Below are 16,323 nucleotides of genomic sequence, written 5' to 3'. Positions count from 1 at the left end.
CGTCCTTGTTTTGCTTGAGACACCCTGAGGTGTCCTTATTCCGGAACGAGTTGCACAAGGGCCAGACAGAAGGAGCACAATGGAGTCGTGTTGAAAAAAGACGTGTCACCCCAGCAGCAAACACTCGCGCACGAGGTCGAAGCGGCCGCGACGCGAATTGCCGACTCCGTGATCATGTCCCCCCTGCACATTTCGGAGCGGTTGTCCGCCGCCACCGACTCCACCGTCTACCTCAAACGCGAGGACCTGCAGATGGTGCGGTCGTACAAGATCCGCGGCGCCTTCAACTTCATGCTCCAGCTCGACGAGACCGAGCGTGCTCGGGGAGTCGTCTGCGCCTCGGCAGGCAACCATGCCCAGGGCTTCGCCCGCGCGTGCAAGGAGCTCGGCATCCAGGGCACCATCTTCGTGCCCAAGACCACGCCGAGGCAGAAGATCGAACGCGTCCGCCACTTCGGCGGCGACCGCGTGACCATCGAGATCTCCGGTTCCACCTATGACGACGCCTCGGCGCTGGCCCATCGGTTCGCCGACCGCAATGATGCTCTTCTGGTCTCGGCCTTCGACGACCTGCTCACCATCGCCGGCCAGGGCACGGTAGCCGTGGAGATCGCGGCACAGCTCGAAGCCGACCCCGACTACATCATCGTGCCCGTCGGCGGCGGCGGAGTGGTCTCCGGCATTGCCGCCTATGCGGCCGAGCACATGCCGAACACTGCCATCATCGGCGCAGAACCGGCAGGCGCCGCTTCGATGATCGCGGCCCTCAAGGCCGGACGACCCGTCACTCTGGAGAACATCGACCCCTTCGCCGACGGCACCGCGGTCAAACGCGCCGGCGCACTGACCTACGACATCGTCTCCGACCTCGACGTCGATGTCCGCCCCGTAGCCGAGGGAGCCGTGGCCACCGAGATGCTCTCCATGTATCAGGTCGACGGCATCATCGCCGAGCCCTCCGGCGCCATCGCCTCGGCCGCCATCGGAGCACCGGGAACCGGCAAGCCGGTCACCATCGAGCCGGGATCGACCGTTGTGTGTCTGGTCTCCGGCGGCAACAACGACATCTCCCGCTATCCGGAGATCCTCGAGCGCTCGCTCGTCCACGAGGGCCTCAAGCACTACTTCATCGTCGACTTCCCACAGGAGCCCGGCGCGCTGCGACGCTTCCTCAACGAGATCCTCGGCCCCGAGGACGACATCGCGATGTTCGAGTACGTCAAACGCTCCGACCGCGAGACCGGGCCCGCCTTCGTCGGCATCGAGCTCGGCAATGCCGAGGACCTGCCGAACCTGCTCGAACGCATGGACGCCTCACAGATCGAGATCGAACGCGTGCACCAGAACTCGCCCATGTTCCGTCTCTTCGCCTGAGACCCTGCGGGCCTGGTCTCGGACGTGAAGTGACCTCGGCCGAATCTCGGCCGAACCACTAGAGTGGAATCATGCGAGCAATCACGATTTCTGAACCAGGCGGCCCCGACGTTCTCCAGGTCACCGAGGAGCCGACCCCGGACATCGCGCCCGACGAGGTTCTGGTCACCGTTCACGCTGCGGGCGTCAATCGCGCCGATCTGCTGCAGCGCCAAGGATTCTACGATCCACCGGCCGGCGCCACACTGATTCCCGGCCTCGAGGTTTCGGGAACGATCGCGGAACTCGGCTCCGAGGTCACCGGTTGGAAGGTCGGCGACCGCGTCGCGGCCTTGCTCTCCGGTGGAGGATACGCCGAGTCGGTCCCTGTTCCGGCCGGTCAGCTCCTCCCCGTTCCGGACAATCTCGACCTCGCCGAGGCCGCGGGCCTGCCCGAGGTCCTGTCGACCGTGCATTCCAATATCGTCGGCAACGCCAACATCCAGGCCGGGGAATGGCTGCTCGTCCACGGCGGCGGATCGGGAATCGGCACGGCCGCCATCCAGGTCGCTGCGCACCTCGGCGTGAAGATCGTCGTCACCGTCGGATCCGAGCGCAAGGCCGAATTCTGCCGCAGCCTCGGCGCCGATGCCGTCATCAACTACCGCGACGAGGACTTCGTCGAACGCGTCCACGAAATCTGTGTGCGCCCCGACGGCTCCACCGGTGCCGACGTCATCCTCGACATCATCGGTGCGAAATACCTGAAGTCCAACGTCAAGGCCCTCGGCACCGACGGACGCCTCGTCATCATCGGCATGCAGGGCGGCGCGAAGGCCGAACTGAGCATCGCCTCACTCATGCAGCCGCGCAAGTCGGTTGCGGGCACGACGCTTCGGGCACGGCCCAAGGAACAGAAGATCGCAATCGTCACCGAGGTGGCCGCACAGTTGTGGCCGGCCGTGATCACCGGTGACATCCGCCCGATCGTCCATGAGACGATGCCGTTGGCCGAGGTCTCCAAGGCACACACCGCCCTGGAAGAGGGCGCGAGCATCGGCAAGGTGCTGCTCATCGTCGACGAGTCGGCACAGGCTACGGAGTCGGCACAGCACGTCTGAGGTTCGTTGCGGCTGAGGACCAGCACGTCTGAGCCTCAACGCGGGAAGAAGGTACCCGATCATGATCAGCAATCCCGATCAGTCCGAGAACTCGTCCGATCAGTCGACGAGTCCCGCCGGGGAATCCGTCGCGGAGCCTTCGTCTCAGGTCGATGTGTCCTCCCCCGCCAAGGTGATGCGGATCGGGACCATGGTCAAGCAGCTCCTCGAAGAGGTCCGCAGCACCGATCTGGATGAGAAGGGCCGGGAACGTCTGGCGAAAATTCATCGCCGTTCGATCGACGAACTCGAGGACGGTCTGTCCAAGGACCTCATCGACGAGCTCGAACGCCTCGACCTGCCCTTCGACACGAGCGACGGTCCCCCGACCAACTCCGAGCTGCGCATCGCTCAGGCCCAACTCGTCGGCTGGTTGGAGGGACTCTTCCACGGCATCCAGACCGCAATCATGGCCCAGCAGGCGATGGCGAAACAGGAACTCGCCGACCACGGACAGCTGCCACCGGGCATGGTGGCACCCGGCGCTGCTCCGGGTACGGCAACACGCGGGCAGAGCCACGACGATTCCGATGACCGCGGCACAGGCAACTACCTGTGAAGAACATCTTCTCCGGGCTGAAGAAGCCGGGCGGCTCCTCGCGCCGAGGCCCTGACCAGCAGTTCGGCACGGGGCTCTGGCGCCATAACCGCGACAGGTTCATCCGCGCCGTCGACCGCTACTACACCACCTCGGTGGCCATCCACGAGCTTCCCGCCGGTGGGCAGGAATCGGCAACCGACGCGAACACGATCATCGACGGGACTCTCCACCTCAACGATCTGGTGCCGATCGTCGATGAGATCACCGCCTGGCTGCACAGCCACCACCCCGTCTCCGGACAGGTCGTTCCCGGCCACACCCGCAATGCTGTCAGTGACACCCCTGAACTGCTGACCAAGGCCTCATCGAAGGTCGCCGAGGCGGTGCTCGCGGCATCGATGGCTCGCACAGAACTCGTCGCCGGCAGACCGATCGGCCCCAGCGCCCTGGCGACCGAGCGGTTCATCACCGATGCCACCGAACTGCTCGAGCGCGCCCAGGACAATCTTTCATGACACCGCCGGAGGACTTCGACCTAGGACTCGTCGCCAGCGATATCGACGGCACGCTCCTGCTGGACTGGAAGCCCATCTCCACGGCCACCATCGACGCAATCCACCGCTGCCAGAACATGGACATCCCCTTCGTCCTCGTCACCGGCAGGCCGATCAGATGGCTGGAAGCAATCGCCGCTCAGATCCCCGACCTGGGCCGCGTCATCTGCCTCAACGGGGCAGTCGTCTACGACATCGCCTCGGCGAGTGTGATTTCGGCGCACACCATCGAGTTCACCGAGGTCGAGAAGATCATCGCCACGATCACCGCGTCCCATCCGGAGGCACATTTCGCGTTCGAGACCCTCACCGGCGGTCTCGTGGACAAGAACTTCATCTCGCGCAATCCTCGGCAGGCCCACGTGATGGACGACCTGTCGGAGCTGGCCACGCGTGATGTCGTGAAGATCCTCGTCAGCATCGGCTCCGACGATTCGGAGGCTCTCCACGATCTGCTCGACCCCCTCGTCGCAGCGGACTGCCATGCTTCGTTCTCCGACCCGGTCAACGGCCTCGTCGAGCTGGCTCCGGCCGGCGTCACGAAGGCGAAGACGCTGGAGGAACTGTGCGACCACCTCGGCGTGGCCCGCGAACAGGTGATGGCGTTCGGGGACATGCCCAATGACATCGAGATGCTGACCTGGGCCGGCCACGGCGTCGCCATGGGCAACGCCCTGCAGTCGGTCAAGGAGATTGCGGCCGCCGTCACCGCCGCGGTCGACGAGGATGGCGTCGCACGGTATCTGGGTGCTGCCCTCGACGCCCACCCTGCCTCCGGCCCCGGCTGAAAATACCCGACGTCACTTCAACATTTGGGGCGCCAGCGCCGGGCCGCCTCGGTCCCAGCAACCTTTACGACGCTGAGCAACCCCAGTATTGGTTGCTCAATGCCCGAAGGGTTGCTGAAAGGCAGTGCAGAAGCGATCAGGCGTGGGTGTCGCGGGATCCTGAGAGTGAGAGTACCGCGGGATCGAGGTCGAAGTAGTCGACGAGGGCAACGGCCAGACCGTCGTCGTCGACCGACTTCGTCACGACCGAAGCGTGCTGCTTGAGCACGTCCTTCGACTGGCCCATGACGATCGCGTGGTGGACCCATTCGATCATTTCGATGTCGTTGAGTCCGTCACCGGCGCCGATGCTCAGCTCGTGGTCGATTCCGAGTTCCGATTCGACGAGTTCGAGGCCGCTGGCCTTCGAGACCCCGTCCGGCGCGATGTCGAGCCAGTTGCTCCAGCCCACCGAATAGCTGACTTCGTGGAGACCGAGACGATCGACAGCCTCGGCGAATTCCTCCGCAGTGCCGTTGACCTCGCGCATCACGATACGGGTGGCGCGCTTGCCGAGGAGCTGCTCGAAGTCGACGATGTCGAGCGTGTCCGATTCTGCGAGCTCGCCCGCGGGGAACGGCCCCGAGGCCCACCGATGCAGGTCGGGGTCCTCGACGAGGAACAATGCGTTCGGCAGTGCTTCGTGCATCTTCTCCAGCGCATCCTTGGGGTCGAAGGACACGACATGGTGCATTTCCCAGCCCAATGGCAGAGCCGGGTCGAGCTTGACGACGACGGATCCGTTCGAGCAGACGACGAACCCTTCCTTGAGTTCGAGTGCGTGCACGACCTCGAGCGCTCCGGGCAGTGCCCGCCCGGTGGAGATGACCAGGTGATGGCCCGCCTCGGCGAGTTGTGTCAGGACCTGACGGACAGGGTCGGACAGTGAACCGTCGTAGTTGACGATGGTGCCGTCGATGTCGAGCGCAATGAGGTGTTTGGGCAATTTCTCTCCAAGCGTGGGGATCGTGGCTTCAGTAACGCGGGCCCTCTGGTCCCTGCGCGACCATGCCGCCGAGGTAGGGGCGCAGTGCCGCGGGGACCGTGACCGAGCCGTCGGCCTGCTGGTGGTTCTCCAGGATCGGGACGAGCCAGCGGGTGTTGGCCATGGTTCCGTTGAGTGTGGCGACGGGGCGGGTGGCGCCGTCGTAGCGCTCGCGAACCTGCAGGCGGCGGGCCTGGAAGGTCGTGCAGTTCGAGGTCGAAGTCAGTTCGCGGTAGGTCTCCTGCGTCGGCACCCAAGCTTCGCAGTCGAATTTGCGGGCCGCGGAGTCGCCGAGGTCGCCGGCTGCGGTGTCGATGACGCGGTAGGGCAGCTCGCACAGGCCCAGCATCTTCTCCTGCAGGGACAGCATACGCTCGTGCTCGGCCTCGGCGTCTTCGACCTCGACGTAGGCGAACATCTCGACCTTCTGGAATTGGTGGACGCGGATGATTCCGCGGGTGTCCTTGCCGTAGGAGCCGGCCTCGCGGCGGTAACAGGAGGAGATTCCGGCGTAGCGCAGCGGACCGTCGGACAGGTCGACGATCTCGTCCATATGGAAGCCGGCCAGGGGCACTTCGGAGGTGCCGACGAGGAACAGGTCATCGGCTTCGAGTCGGTAGATCTCATCGGCGTGCTCGCCGAGGAAACCGGTGCCGCGCATGACTTCGGGCTTGACCAGTGTGGGTGTGATGGTCGGGATGAAATCGGCTTCCTCGGCCACGTCGCGGGCCAGGTTGAGCAGAGCCATCTCGAGCTTGGCGCCGAATCCGGTGAGGTAGTGGAAGCGCGAACCTGCGACCTTGGTGCCACGGGCGGTGTCGATGGCCTTGAGCGTCTCACCGATCTCCAGGTGGTCGGCCGGCTCGAAGCCGTCGGTGCTGAAGTCGCGCGGTTCGCCGACGGTCTTCAGGGTCACGAAGTTCTCTTCGCCGCCGGAGGGGATGCCCTCGACGATGAGGTTCGGGAGCTTGCCGGCAAGCTTGTCGAATGCGAAGGTGGCTTCCTCAGACTCGGATTGGAGGGCCTTGACCTTGGCAGACTTCTCTTTGCCTTCGGCGATGAGCGCAGGCTTGTCCTCTTTCGGTGCTTTCGCGATCTGAGAGGAGAAGGACTTCTGATCTGCGCGCGCGTCCTCGTATGCCGTGATGGCTGAGCGGCGTGCGGAATCCGCAGCGATGACTTCGTCGACGAGGTCGACGGACGAACCGCGGGCCTCCTGCGATGCCTTGAACAGGTCCGGGTTTTCTCTGAGAAGCGCTAGATCGATCACCCTCTCAGCTTAACGGCACGCGATGGTTTTCGACATTCGGGTGCCCCTGCGGAGGGTGACCAGCTCGCTCCCAAGTTGAACACTGTAAATTTGAGACATGACCGTCGCTTTGGATCCCCTGATGATGTGGTTTGTCATCGTCGGCATTGTCGTGGCGCTGCTCGTCGCGTTCTTCCTCGGCCGCCGCACCGGAGCCCTGCGCGCCCTCAAACGCGTTCGGCAGTCCGGCCACGGGACGAACGCCGGCTGGTCCGAGACTGAGAACTCAGGCCGCTACCGGGCCGCGCTCATCGTCAATCCGACCAAGACCGATGTCCGTAATCTGGCCTCGACCGCCGAGGCGATCTGCCGTTTCGAGGGCTGGAGCCCACCGCTGGTCATCGAGACGACTGTCGACGACTCCGGCGAAGGCGCCGCGGTCCGCGCACTTGACGAGGGGGTCGACGTCATCATCGCTGCCGGCGGTGACGGCACCGTCCGCGCCGTCGCCTCGGCGCTGGCCGGGACATCCACCCCGATGGGAATCGTTCCGCTGGGGACGGGGAATCTGCTGTCGAGGAACCTCGACCTCATCCTCGACAAGACCGAATGGGCGCTGCGGATCGCACTGTGGGGCCGTAATCGGGAGATCGACGTCGGAACCGCCAAGGTCGCCGAGGAGGGGGACACCCACCTCTTCACCGTGATGACGGGGCTGGGCTTCGATGCGGCTGTTATGGCCGATACCAATTCCGACCTCAAATCCCGGCTCGGGTGGCTGGCCTACGTCGAGGCTGGTTCCCGGAAACTCGTCGGTCGGCCCAGCCATGTGAAGGTGACCTTCGATGACGACGACCGGATCTCGGCACGCGTGCGGTCGGTGCTCGCAGGCAACTGCGGGAAGCTGACGGGCGGTATCCAGCTGCTGCCGCAAGCGGTCGTCGACGACGGGCTGCTCGACGTCCTCATCGTCAGCCCGAAGAACCTGGGCCAGTGGGTGGGCGTCCTCGCATCCGTATTGGGCCGTCAGACCTCGAAGGGTCTGCACACGAATATCAGGAAGTGCCAGAAAGTCGTCATCGAAACCGGCGAGGAGCTCGACGTGCAGCTCGACGGTGACCCGATCGGCCGGTCGGGGTATCTGTCGATGGAGGTCATGCCCTCTGCGCTGACCGTTCGCGTGCCCACCGTTGAGCAGCGCAAGCAGATCCGCGCGGAGGCCTGGCCCGTCTGAGAGAGCGGCTACTGGCCGGTCACATCACAAGGGTGTTTCAGCACGCCTTTTTCATTCATCAAAGTGTTACCGCGTTTTGGGCTGAACAAAACGTACATAAGTAGTTTCGGGAATTCCCTGTGCCTAGGATGTCTGTCAGATGTGCACCCCCTCACACTCTCAAGATTGAAGGCACTGACAATGAAGAAGCTCGTTCTCGCACCGGCTGTCGCCCTTGCATTCACAGGTCTGGTGGCCGCCCCAGTCGCCGCCGCTGAAACTCCCTCAACCCAGTCCGACTCTGCATTGACAGAGGCCGAGCAGCTGAAGAAGGACAAGGAAGAGGCTGCGAAAGCCGAAGCCGACAGGATCGCCAAGGAAGAAGCTGCTCAGAAGAAGGCCGAAGAAGAAAAGAAGAAGGCCGCCGAAAAAGAGGCAGCAGCTAAGAAAGCCGCCGCGAAAGAGGCCGCTGACAAAAAAGAAGCTGCCGAGGAAGCCGCCGACAAGAAGGAGGCGGACGAGAAGGCCGACGACGCCAAGGATACAGAGAAGCCTGCACCCAAGGACGACGATTCCAAGGACTCGGACGACTCCGACGCCAAAGACGACGACAAGAGTAAGGGCTCGGAAGATTCCGAGGATCCTGAGGACGAAGTCGAGAAGATCGATGCTGACCTGAAGGTCGCTGAATCTTCGGTTTCGGCCGAAGAGCTCGCGTCAGCAGGCGTCAAGGTCACCGTGACCGGCCTCGAAGAGGGCGACAAGCTCACGACCTCCGGCCTCTCGGCACCCGCAACAACCGTCACTGCCGACGGCAGCAAGTCGCTCACCCTCGACTACTCCGGGGATGCCGAGGACCTCAAGGAAGGCACGAAGAGCTTCTCCGTCAAGGTCCAGCGCGCAGGAGTTGCGGCACAAAACCTCAGTGGCTCGACGAAAGTTGTCGAGACCCAGGCAGCAATTGATTCCGAATTGACCGTTGACCCCGAAGAGATCACCGCCGAGGACCTCGCCAACGAGGACAAGGGAGTCCAGGTCACCGTTACCAACCTCGAAGAAGGGGATACCGTCACCGATGACCTGACTGGCGAACCCAGGACTGTCGACGCGGATGGCGACTTCACCTTCGGCGTCTACTACGACGGCCCGCCTGAGGACCTCGAAGAGGGGCCGGTCCGCGTAGAGGCAACAATCGATCGTAAAGGTGAAGAGTCCGAGACTCTCACCGGCGGAATCAACGTCGTTGATGAGGTTGACCCGCAGCTCTCGCTCTCGACTGATGAGATCAGCGAAGACGACTTCAACGAGAACGGACTCGAGGTCACAGGTGAGGGCTTCACCCCCGGCGGCACGGTGGAGCTGCATAGCAAGCCAGATGGAGCCCAGTCGTCATTCGTCCACAACGAACTCACTGCTGACGAAGACGGCAAGATCAGCGGCACCGTCAAGCCTCCCGAGGGCGGCCTCGATCCCGGCCCGTATACCTTGTTCGCCGTCGACGTCGATACCGACGAAGCCTCGAACCGCGCCTCCTTCACCATCACCGAAGATGACACAGTTGACCCGATCGATGCCTCACTGACGGTCGTTCCCAAGGCGATCACTGCAGAGGATCTCTCGGACCCCGACAGGGGCGTGACAGTCACTGTCACGGGCGTGAAGAAGGGTGACACGCTCACCGACTCCCTGACCGGCGACGCGAAGATGGTTGAGGCCGATGGGGCATTCGAGTTCACCCTCTACTACCAAGGCAACCCGGACAGCCTCGAAGAGGGCAAGGTGCCGTTCACAGTCACCATCGACCGCGAAGGCACCGAATCGGAGACCCTGAACGGCAACATCAACGTCGTCGCCGAAGACAAAGAAGATGGCGATGACGGAAACGGTGGCGACGACGGCAAGGACGGAGACACCCCAGAGGCTCCTGCAGAAGCATCGTTCTCGGTCTCACCGAAGACACTCGAAGCAGCCGACTTCGCCAACGACAAGAAGGGCGTCACCCTCGCAGTCGAGAACTGCGAACCCGGTGCGGATGTGCACTTCGCGGTGACACCCAAGGGCATCCAGGTCACCGCGTATGAGAATACGGTCAAGGCTGATGACGAAGGCAAGGCTTCGGTCAATGTCTTCGGCACCTCCGACAACGTCTCGGCATACGTCGGCTCCTACACGGCCAGTGCGACGTGCGGCGATGACTCCATGAAGGAATCGTTCACAGTTACAGCCGGCGCGAACGGTGGCGGCAGTGATGACGGCAACGGCGGCAATGGCGGCAGCGAGCTGCCGCGCACCGGTGCAGACCTCGGCGGTCTCGCCTCGGGAGCGATGCTCCTCCTCGTCGGTGGAGCTGCAATCGCGATGACCGGTCGCCGCAAGAAGGTCGGACAGTCGCCTTCCGATTTCTGATCAGGCACCCCGAGTGATCGCTCAAGGCGAGTGATCATGTGATCGCTTGAATGGGTGTGGCCCCGACTTCGGTCGGGGCCACACCCATTTTCGACTGTTCTGCCGCTATTCGGCTGGCCTTCCCGGCCAAGCCAGCCGACGACACCTGTCCCCGATCTGTACAACAGTTGTGAACACAACGACCACAACTATGCACGTTGTGACTATTTCATTATTGTTACCTGCGTAGGAGATCATTCTCAGCTGTAAGAACGAAGGACACTATGAAGAAGCTTGCACTCGCCCCCGCAGTGGCCCTGGCCATCACCGGCCTCGCCGCATCCCCCGTAATGGCTGCACCCTCAGCCCCTTCCGCCGACGCCTTCGGACAGACCAACATCCAGGTCAGCCAAAACGACAGCCAGGCGGAAGAAACCGAATCCGCTACAGATAGTGACGACGAGCAAGCGGCCCTCGAAGCTACTGTTTCCGTTTCGCCGAACACCATCAGCCAGACTGACTTCGCTGATATGGACAAGGGCGTCAAGGTCACTGTTTCAGGCCTCGATGCAGGCGACACCGTAACCGACAATGCGTCCTTCGACGAGGGCGAATCGATTACCGCCGAAGGCGACACCGTCGAGTACACCATCTACAACGTGACCGGCGATCCTGCGGCTATAGATCCTCAGGTCTTCAACTTCACCGTAACAGTCACCCGCGGCGAAGACACGCAGGAGATCCCAGCTGAATTCGAGGTCACCGGCGCCGAGGAAGAACCAGAAGAGCCAGAGGCACCCGAGGTCGACCCGAAGGTCTCCGTCAACACCGATGAGATCTCGGTCTCCGACCTCGAGGAGAACGGCCTCGAGTTCACCGGCGAGGGCTTCACTCCCAACAGTGCGGTCACCATTATCGGTGCAGCCTCTCAGTCACCGTTCTACCAGGACGAAGTCACCGCCGACGAAGACGGCAAGATCAGCACCACCGTCACGGCACCCGACAGTGGCCTCGAGCCCGGCGATTACTCGGTCTACGCTGTGGACACCGAGACCGAACAATCCTCGAACTACGCCAAGTTCACCGTCACCGAAGACGAGACCGAAGAGCCGAAGCCGACCACCCCGGCGGCCGAAGCCGAGCTGACCGTCTCACCAGAGACCATCAACGCCGCTGACTTCGTCAAAGAGGATCAGGGCGTCACCCTGGCAGTCGAGAACTGCGAGCCCGGCTCGGACGTCCATTACGTGGTCACCCCCAAGGGCAACTCGAACGTCACCGCCTACGACAACACCGTCCAGGCTGACGACGAGGGCAATGCCTCGGTCAACGTCTACGGCACCTCTGCCAATGACCCGTCAGCCTACCTCGGCGATTACGACGTCACCGTCACCTGTGGTGACGACGAGATGACCGGAGCATTCACGGTCGGCGAAGACGCCAATGCCGGCGGCAGCGACGGAAACGAGGACGGCAACGGAGACAACGGCGATGAAGACGGAAACGGAAACGGTGGCAGCGAACTGCCCCGCACCGGTACCGAGCTCACCGGTCTCGTCGGCGGCGCGGCACTCCTCCTCATCGGTGGAGCCGCAGTCACGATGACCATGCGCCGCAAGAAGGTTGCTCAGGATCCTGCAGAGATCTGATCCCATGACCTGAACCGGAGAGATCCGGTCCGAGCCACACCCAGTGACCGGATATGACGAAGGGGCGATTCCTACGGGAATCGCCCCTTTGTCGTTTCATGATTCGAGCTGCTGTGTACCGTTCCCGTGGGCGACGGACAGTGGACGCGCTCAGATCAGCGACGCCGATACCTGCTGTAGAGGACCATCGCGCCCGGCTCGGGCTGTCCCTGCGGGCGCCTGCCTCGCGAGATCGAGACGACGTCACCACCGGTGCTGCCTGCTGCGAAGACGCGTGCTTCACGTTCCTTCGCTGACATCCGAGACCTGACTTCTGTCTCCAGCTCCTCGTTCCGCGACTTGAGCGCATCGACCTGGTTCTGCAGGTCGATGATCTTCTTGACGCCCACCAGGTTCACGCCCTCGTCCTGCGAGAGCTGCTGGATCAGCCGGAGCTTGGCGATGTCTCGCCCCGAGTAGCGGCGACCTCTGCCGGCGGTGCGCTCCGGGATGACGAGTCCTAGCCGGTCATACTGTCGCAGGGTCTGCGGATGCATTCCTGCGAGGTCCGCCGCCACCGAAATGACGTACACCGCTGCACTGGACGATATGTGCATCGTGCTTCACCGCCTCAGCTGGCCCTGGCTTTGTCGAGCAGGCCGTCCCGCGGGTCCTCATTCTCAGTCGCCGAGCGGAACGATTCGACAGCTTCTTTGGCTTCCTTCGACAGGTTCTGCGGCACAACGATCTCCGCGGTCACCAGCAGGTCACCGGTGCCTTTCTTCGACTTCACGCCCTTGCCGCGCACACGCATGGTCCGCCCCGAAGGTGTGCCCGCAGCGATCTTCATCGTCACCGGCATTCCGTCGAGCGTCGGCACCTTGACCTCGGCACCCAGGGCAGCCTCGTCGAAGCTGACCGGCAGGTCCATCCGCAGGTTGTCACCATCACGGGCGAACACGGGATGCGGCTTGACCTTGATCGTGAGGATCACGTCGCCGGCCTCGCCGCCATTGGGACTGGTCTTGCCCTTGCCCGCCAGCCGGATCTTCTGCCCGTCCTTGACGCCGATCGGCGTCCGCACGGTCAGAGGCTTCCCGCCCGGCATGTTCAGCTTCACCGAGGCGCCGTTGATGGACTCCGTGAAGGACAGTGTGGTGCTGGATTTGATGTCGCCGCCCTTGACGGGTGGCGAATAGCCGCCGCCGAAACCACCGCCGCCGCCTCCGCCGAAGCCGTTGAGCAGGTCGGCGAGGTCAGGGGGCACGTCTCCCCCGCCACCGCCGTAGGGCGAGCGGGTCCGTGTCCGTCCGCCACCGCCGAAGAGGTCGGAGAACACATCGTCGAATCCGCCGCCGGCACCGCCTCCCGGCCCACCGGAACCGGTGAACCTGGCGCCGCCGCCCATGGCGCGGACCTGATCGTACTGTTCACGGGAATCCTTGTCGGACAGCACCTGATGCGCCTGACCGAGCTCTTTGAATTTCTCCTCGGCCTTGTCGTCGCCCGGGTTCGCGTCCGGATGGTATTTGCGCGCCAGCTTGCGATAGGCCTTCTTGATCTCTGCGTCGGAAGCATCCTTGGAGACACCGAGGGTCTTGTAGAAGTCCTTCTCGAACCAATCATTCTGAGGACCGGTATTCACCTGGCACCTCCTTCCGTGTCTTCTTCATCAGTGTATTCAATTGTCTCCTCACAATCCGCAACCCCGGGATTGTCACCCCGGATGATCCGGACCGCCGCCGAGGTGGTCCCTGGCGCACAGCGTCAGTTCACTGACGCTGTGACCGCGGGGCCACCTCGGCGAGGGTGTGGTTCTCAGTCCTCCGGCTGCTGCACGCCGACGCGTGCGGCACGGATGACTCGGTCGCCGAGGCGGTAGCCCGGCTGCATGACCAGGAAGACGGTCGGGGTCTCGACCTCGTCCGACGGCTGCTGCATGAGTGCCTCATGCAGTCGCGGATCGAACTCGTCGCCGACCTCACCGTACTGCTCGACGCCGATCTTGTTCAGCGAGTCGATCAGCTTGTTCACGTGGGTCTCGAAAGGCCCGGTGACGTCACCGTTCTCCTGCGCCAGGCGCACTTCGTCGAGCACGGGGATCAGGGCCTCGACGGCCTTGATCGTGCCACCGGTCGCTGCCCGCTCGCGTTCGCGATCGGCCCGCATCCGGTAGGCGGCGTACTCAGCGTTGATGCGCTTGAGATCGGCCAGGTGCGCTGCGGCCTCAGTTCCCGGTGCGGGTTCAGGAACCTCTTCGCCCTCTGCGGCCTCGGTGTCGTTCAACGTCGAGGCATCGGTCGGGATGTCCACGCCGAGATCACTGGCATCAGCCAGGTTGTCCTCGGCGCCCTGGACGTCGTCGGCACCGTCGGCACCAGCGGCGTCATTCGCAGCGTTCGCCTCACCGGCCTCCGCCGAGTCCGACGCTGCGTCGGACTCTGGACGGATCTCACCGGTGTCCGGATCGATGCGGCGCTTGTCGCTGAAGGTGAAGCCTGGCTCCTCGGACGACGGATCGTTGCCCTCGGCAGTCATTACTTCTTCTCCTCGTCCTCTTCGTCGACAACCTCAGCGTCGACGACATCGTCGTCGGCGCTTGCATCGGCATCGCCGGCAGCCTCTTCACCAGCGGCACCTTCGGCACCTGGCTGGCTGTAGATGGCTTCGCCGATCTTCTGCTGGTTCTCGACGAGCTTGTCGTAGGCCGACTTCACGGCGTCGTCGTCTTCACCCTTGAGGGCTTCCTTGACAGCCTCGACGTCCGAGTTGATCTCGGTCTTGACCTCTTCGGGCAGCTTGTCCTCGTTGTCGGTGACGAGCTTCTCGGTCTGGTAGGCGAGGTTCTCCGCATTGTTGCGAGTGTCAGCGGCCTCACGGCGCTGCTTGTCCTCTTCTGCGTGCTCCTCGGCCTCCTGGACCATGCGGTCGATGTCTTCCTTCGGCAGTGCGGAACCGCCGGTGATCGTCATCGACTGCTCGGTGCCGGTGCCCTTGTCGGTCGCCGACACGTGCACGATGCCGTTGGCGTCGATGTCGAAGGCGACCTCGATCTGCGGCACGCCACGAGGGGCCGGAGCGATGCCGGTCAGCTCGAAGGTGCCGAGGTTCTTGTTGTCGCGAGTGAACTCACGCTCACCCTGGAACACCTGGATCGAGACAGAGGGCTGGTTGTCCTCGGCCGTGGTGAAGGTCTCCGAACGCTTGGTCGGGATCGGGGTGTTGCGCTCGATGAGCTTGGTCATCACGCCGCCCTTGGTCTCGAGTCCGAGCGAGAGCGGGGTGACGTCGATGAGCAGAACGTCCTTGCGTTCGCCCACGAGGACACCGGCCTGCACTGCTGCGCCGATGGCCACGACCTCATCGGGGTTGACGCCCTTGTTGGGCTCCTTGCCTCCGGTGAGTTCGGTGACGACCGTGGACACGGAGGGCATACGGGTCGAACCGCCGACGAGAACGACGTGGTCGATGTCCTTGACGGACACGCCTGCGTCCTTCATGACAGCGTGGAACGGAGCCTTGGTGCGCTCGAGGAGGTCCTTGGTCAGGTCCTCGAATTTCGCCCGGGTCAGGGTCTCATCCAGGTGGATGGGTCCGTTCTCGCTCATCGACAGGTACTGCAGCGAGATGTTCGTGCTGGTGGCCGAGGAGAGTTCCTTCTTGGCCTGCTCCGATGCTTCCTTCAGACGCTGCAGAGCGGTCGCGTCCTTGCTCAGGTCGACGCCGTATCCGTTCTTGACCTCGCCGACAAGCCAGTCGACGATGCGCTGATCCCAGTCGTCGCCGCCGAGGCGGTTGTCGCCCGAGGTGGCACGGACCTGAATCGTGGAGAAGTCGTCTTCGTCCTTGCTGACTTCCAGCAGCGAGACGTCGAAGGTACCGCCACCGAGGTCGAAGACGAGAATGAGTTCATCTTCCTTGCCGCGCTCGAGGCCGTAGGCAAGAGCAGCAGCGGTGGGCTCGTTGATGATGCGCGAAACGTTGAGTCCGGCAATCTCACCGGCATCCTTCGTGGCCTGACGCTCAGCGTCGTTGAAGTATGCGGGAACGGTGATGACTGCGTCGGTCACGTCTTCCTGCAGGTATTCCTCAGCGTCGTGCTTGAGCTTCTGCAGGATGCGGGCCGAAACCTCAGGGGCCGACATCTTCTTGCCGCCGATTTCGGTGGACCAATCGGTTCCCATGTGACGCTTGACCGAAGCGACGGTGTTCTTGATGTTGGTGACGGCCTGGCGCTTGGCGATTTCGCCGACCAGGGAGTCACCGTTCTTGTTGACAGCGACGACGGATGGGGTCGTGCGACCGCCTTCCGCGTTCGCGATGACCTTGGGGTCACCGCCTTCGAGGACTGTGACGACGGAGTTCGTGGTTCCGAGGTCGATTCCAACTGCACGTGCCATAACGTTGTCTCCTTACATATCGTGAGTA

14 protein-coding genes are annotated in these 16,323 nt (G+C 63.3%); 8 read left to right on the top strand and 6 right to left on the bottom strand.

Annotated elements, in window-relative coordinates:
* Positions 1-87 precede the first annotated feature (87 nt).
* The 5 genes from ilvA to L0G76_RS08490 all read left to right on the top strand — a co-directional run bounded on the left by ilvA (position 88) and on the right by L0G76_RS08490 (position 4,396).
* On the top strand, positions 88-1,374 hold the full coding sequence (ilvA, locus tag L0G76_RS08510) for a threonine ammonia-lyase IlvA (RefSeq protein WP_304356866.1): 1,287 nt from the start codon (positions 88-90) through the stop codon (positions 1,372-1,374).
* 71 nt (positions 1,375-1,445) lie between these two features.
* Positions 1,446-2,474 carry an NAD(P)H-quinone oxidoreductase gene (locus tag L0G76_RS08505; RefSeq protein ID WP_304356865.1) on the top strand — a complete coding sequence of 343 codons (1,029 nt, stop codon included), beginning with the start codon at positions 1,446-1,448 and terminating at the stop codon, positions 2,472-2,474.
* Between the two features lie 61 nt (positions 2,475-2,535).
* Positions 2,536-3,072 (top strand): bacterial proteasome activator family protein, encoded by a 537-nt coding sequence (locus L0G76_RS08500; RefSeq protein ID WP_304356864.1) that lies wholly within the window; start codon positions 2,536-2,538, stop codon positions 3,070-3,072.
* Positions 3,069-3,569, top strand: coding sequence for a hypothetical protein (locus L0G76_RS08495; protein ID WP_304356863.1), 501 nt, complete (start codon positions 3,069-3,071; stop codon positions 3,567-3,569). The genes L0G76_RS08500 and L0G76_RS08495 overlap by 4 nt, the downstream gene beginning before the upstream one ends.
* Complete coding sequence (locus L0G76_RS08490; RefSeq protein ID WP_304356862.1) at positions 3,566-4,396, top strand: HAD family hydrolase; 831 nt, start codon at positions 3,566-3,568, stop codon at positions 4,394-4,396. The genes L0G76_RS08495 and L0G76_RS08490 overlap by 4 nt, the downstream gene beginning before the upstream one ends.
* Positions 4,397-4,532: 136 nt before the next feature.
* Here L0G76_RS08490 and L0G76_RS08485 read toward each other — a convergent pair whose 3' ends face one another.
* Together L0G76_RS08485 and serS are read right to left on the bottom strand one after the other, a co-directional pair.
* Positions 4,533-5,381 (bottom strand): HAD family hydrolase, encoded by an 849-nt coding sequence (locus tag L0G76_RS08485; protein ID WP_304356861.1) that lies wholly within the window; start codon positions 5,379-5,381, stop codon positions 4,533-4,535.
* Between the two features lie 28 nt (positions 5,382-5,409).
* Positions 5,410-6,690, bottom strand: coding sequence for a serine--tRNA ligase (gene serS / locus L0G76_RS08480; RefSeq protein WP_304356860.1), 1,281 nt, complete (start codon positions 6,688-6,690; stop codon positions 5,410-5,412).
* A gap of 97 nt (positions 6,691-6,787) precedes the next feature.
* On the opposite strand from serS, the gene L0G76_RS08475 reads away from it, so the two are divergent.
* The 3 genes from L0G76_RS08475 to L0G76_RS08465 all read left to right on the top strand — a co-directional run bounded on the left by L0G76_RS08475 (position 6,788) and on the right by L0G76_RS08465 (position 11,916).
* Positions 6,788-7,903, top strand: coding sequence for a diacylglycerol/lipid kinase family protein (locus L0G76_RS08475; RefSeq protein WP_304356859.1), 1,116 nt, complete (start codon positions 6,788-6,790; stop codon positions 7,901-7,903).
* A 165-nt stretch (positions 7,904-8,068) separates the two neighbouring features.
* On the top strand, positions 8,069-10,288 hold the full coding sequence (locus tag L0G76_RS08470; protein WP_304356858.1) for a hypothetical protein: 2,220 nt from the start codon (positions 8,069-8,071) through the stop codon (positions 10,286-10,288).
* A gap of 263 nt (positions 10,289-10,551) precedes the next feature.
* A complete protein-coding gene (locus L0G76_RS08465; RefSeq protein ID WP_304356857.1) occupies positions 10,552-11,916 on the top strand; it encodes an LPXTG cell wall anchor domain-containing protein in 1,365 nt (454 codons plus the stop codon).
* Positions 11,917-12,071: 155 nt separating this feature from the next.
* Here L0G76_RS08465 and L0G76_RS08460 read toward each other — a convergent pair whose 3' ends face one another.
* From L0G76_RS08460 to dnaK, 4 genes are all read right to left on the bottom strand, one after another.
* On the bottom strand, positions 12,072-12,512 hold the full coding sequence (locus L0G76_RS08460) for a heat shock protein transcriptional repressor HspR (protein ID WP_304356856.1): 441 nt from the start codon (positions 12,510-12,512) through the stop codon (positions 12,072-12,074).
* 14 nt (positions 12,513-12,526) lie between these two features.
* Positions 12,527-13,540: a DnaJ C-terminal domain-containing protein gene (locus tag L0G76_RS08455; RefSeq protein ID WP_304356855.1), complete on the bottom strand. Its 1,014-nt coding sequence runs from the start codon at positions 13,538-13,540 to the stop codon at positions 12,527-12,529.
* A gap of 173 nt (positions 13,541-13,713) precedes the next feature.
* Positions 13,714-14,433, bottom strand: a complete 720-nt coding sequence (locus L0G76_RS08450; protein ID WP_304356854.1) for a nucleotide exchange factor GrpE — start codon at positions 14,431-14,433, stop codon at positions 13,714-13,716.
* A complete protein-coding gene (gene dnaK / locus L0G76_RS08445; protein WP_304356853.1) occupies positions 14,433-16,295 on the bottom strand; it encodes a molecular chaperone DnaK in 1,863 nt (620 codons plus the stop codon). Before dnaK ends, L0G76_RS08450 begins: the two co-directional genes overlap by 1 nt.
* Positions 16,296-16,323: the final 28 nt, after the last annotated feature.

Origin of the sequence: Brevibacterium picturae (assembly GCF_030453725.1) — a bacterium.
In the GTDB taxonomy this organism is placed as follows: Bacteria; Actinomycetota; Actinomycetes; order Actinomycetales; family Brevibacteriaceae; genus Brevibacterium; species Brevibacterium sandarakinum_A.
This window is presented reverse-complemented; position numbering and strand designations above follow the sequence as displayed.

Coding starts and splice junctions, on each gene's coding strand:
- L0G76_RS08450 (WP_304356854.1), bottom strand. CDS start 14,433: ATGACTGCCGAGGGCAACGATCCGTCGTCCGAGGAGCCAGGCTTCACC.
- L0G76_RS08465 (WP_304356857.1), top strand. CDS start 10,552: ATGAAGAAGCTTGCACTCGCCCCCGCAGTGGCCCTGGCCATCACCGGC.
- L0G76_RS08490 (WP_304356862.1), top strand. CDS start 3,566: ATGACACCGCCGGAGGACTTCGACCTAGGACTCGTCGCCAGCGATATC.
- L0G76_RS08475 (WP_304356859.1), top strand. CDS start 6,788: ATGACCGTCGCTTTGGATCCCCTGATGATGTGGTTTGTCATCGTCGGC.
- L0G76_RS08460 (WP_304356856.1), bottom strand. CDS start 12,512: ATGCACATATCGTCCAGTGCAGCGGTGTACGTCATTTCGGTGGCGGCG.
- L0G76_RS08500 (WP_304356864.1), top strand. CDS start 2,536: ATGATCAGCAATCCCGATCAGTCCGAGAACTCGTCCGATCAGTCGACG.
- dnaK (WP_304356853.1), bottom strand. CDS start 16,295: ATGGCACGTGCAGTTGGAATCGACCTCGGAACCACGAACTCCGTCGTC.
- L0G76_RS08505 (WP_304356865.1), top strand. CDS start 1,446: ATGCGAGCAATCACGATTTCTGAACCAGGCGGCCCCGACGTTCTCCAG.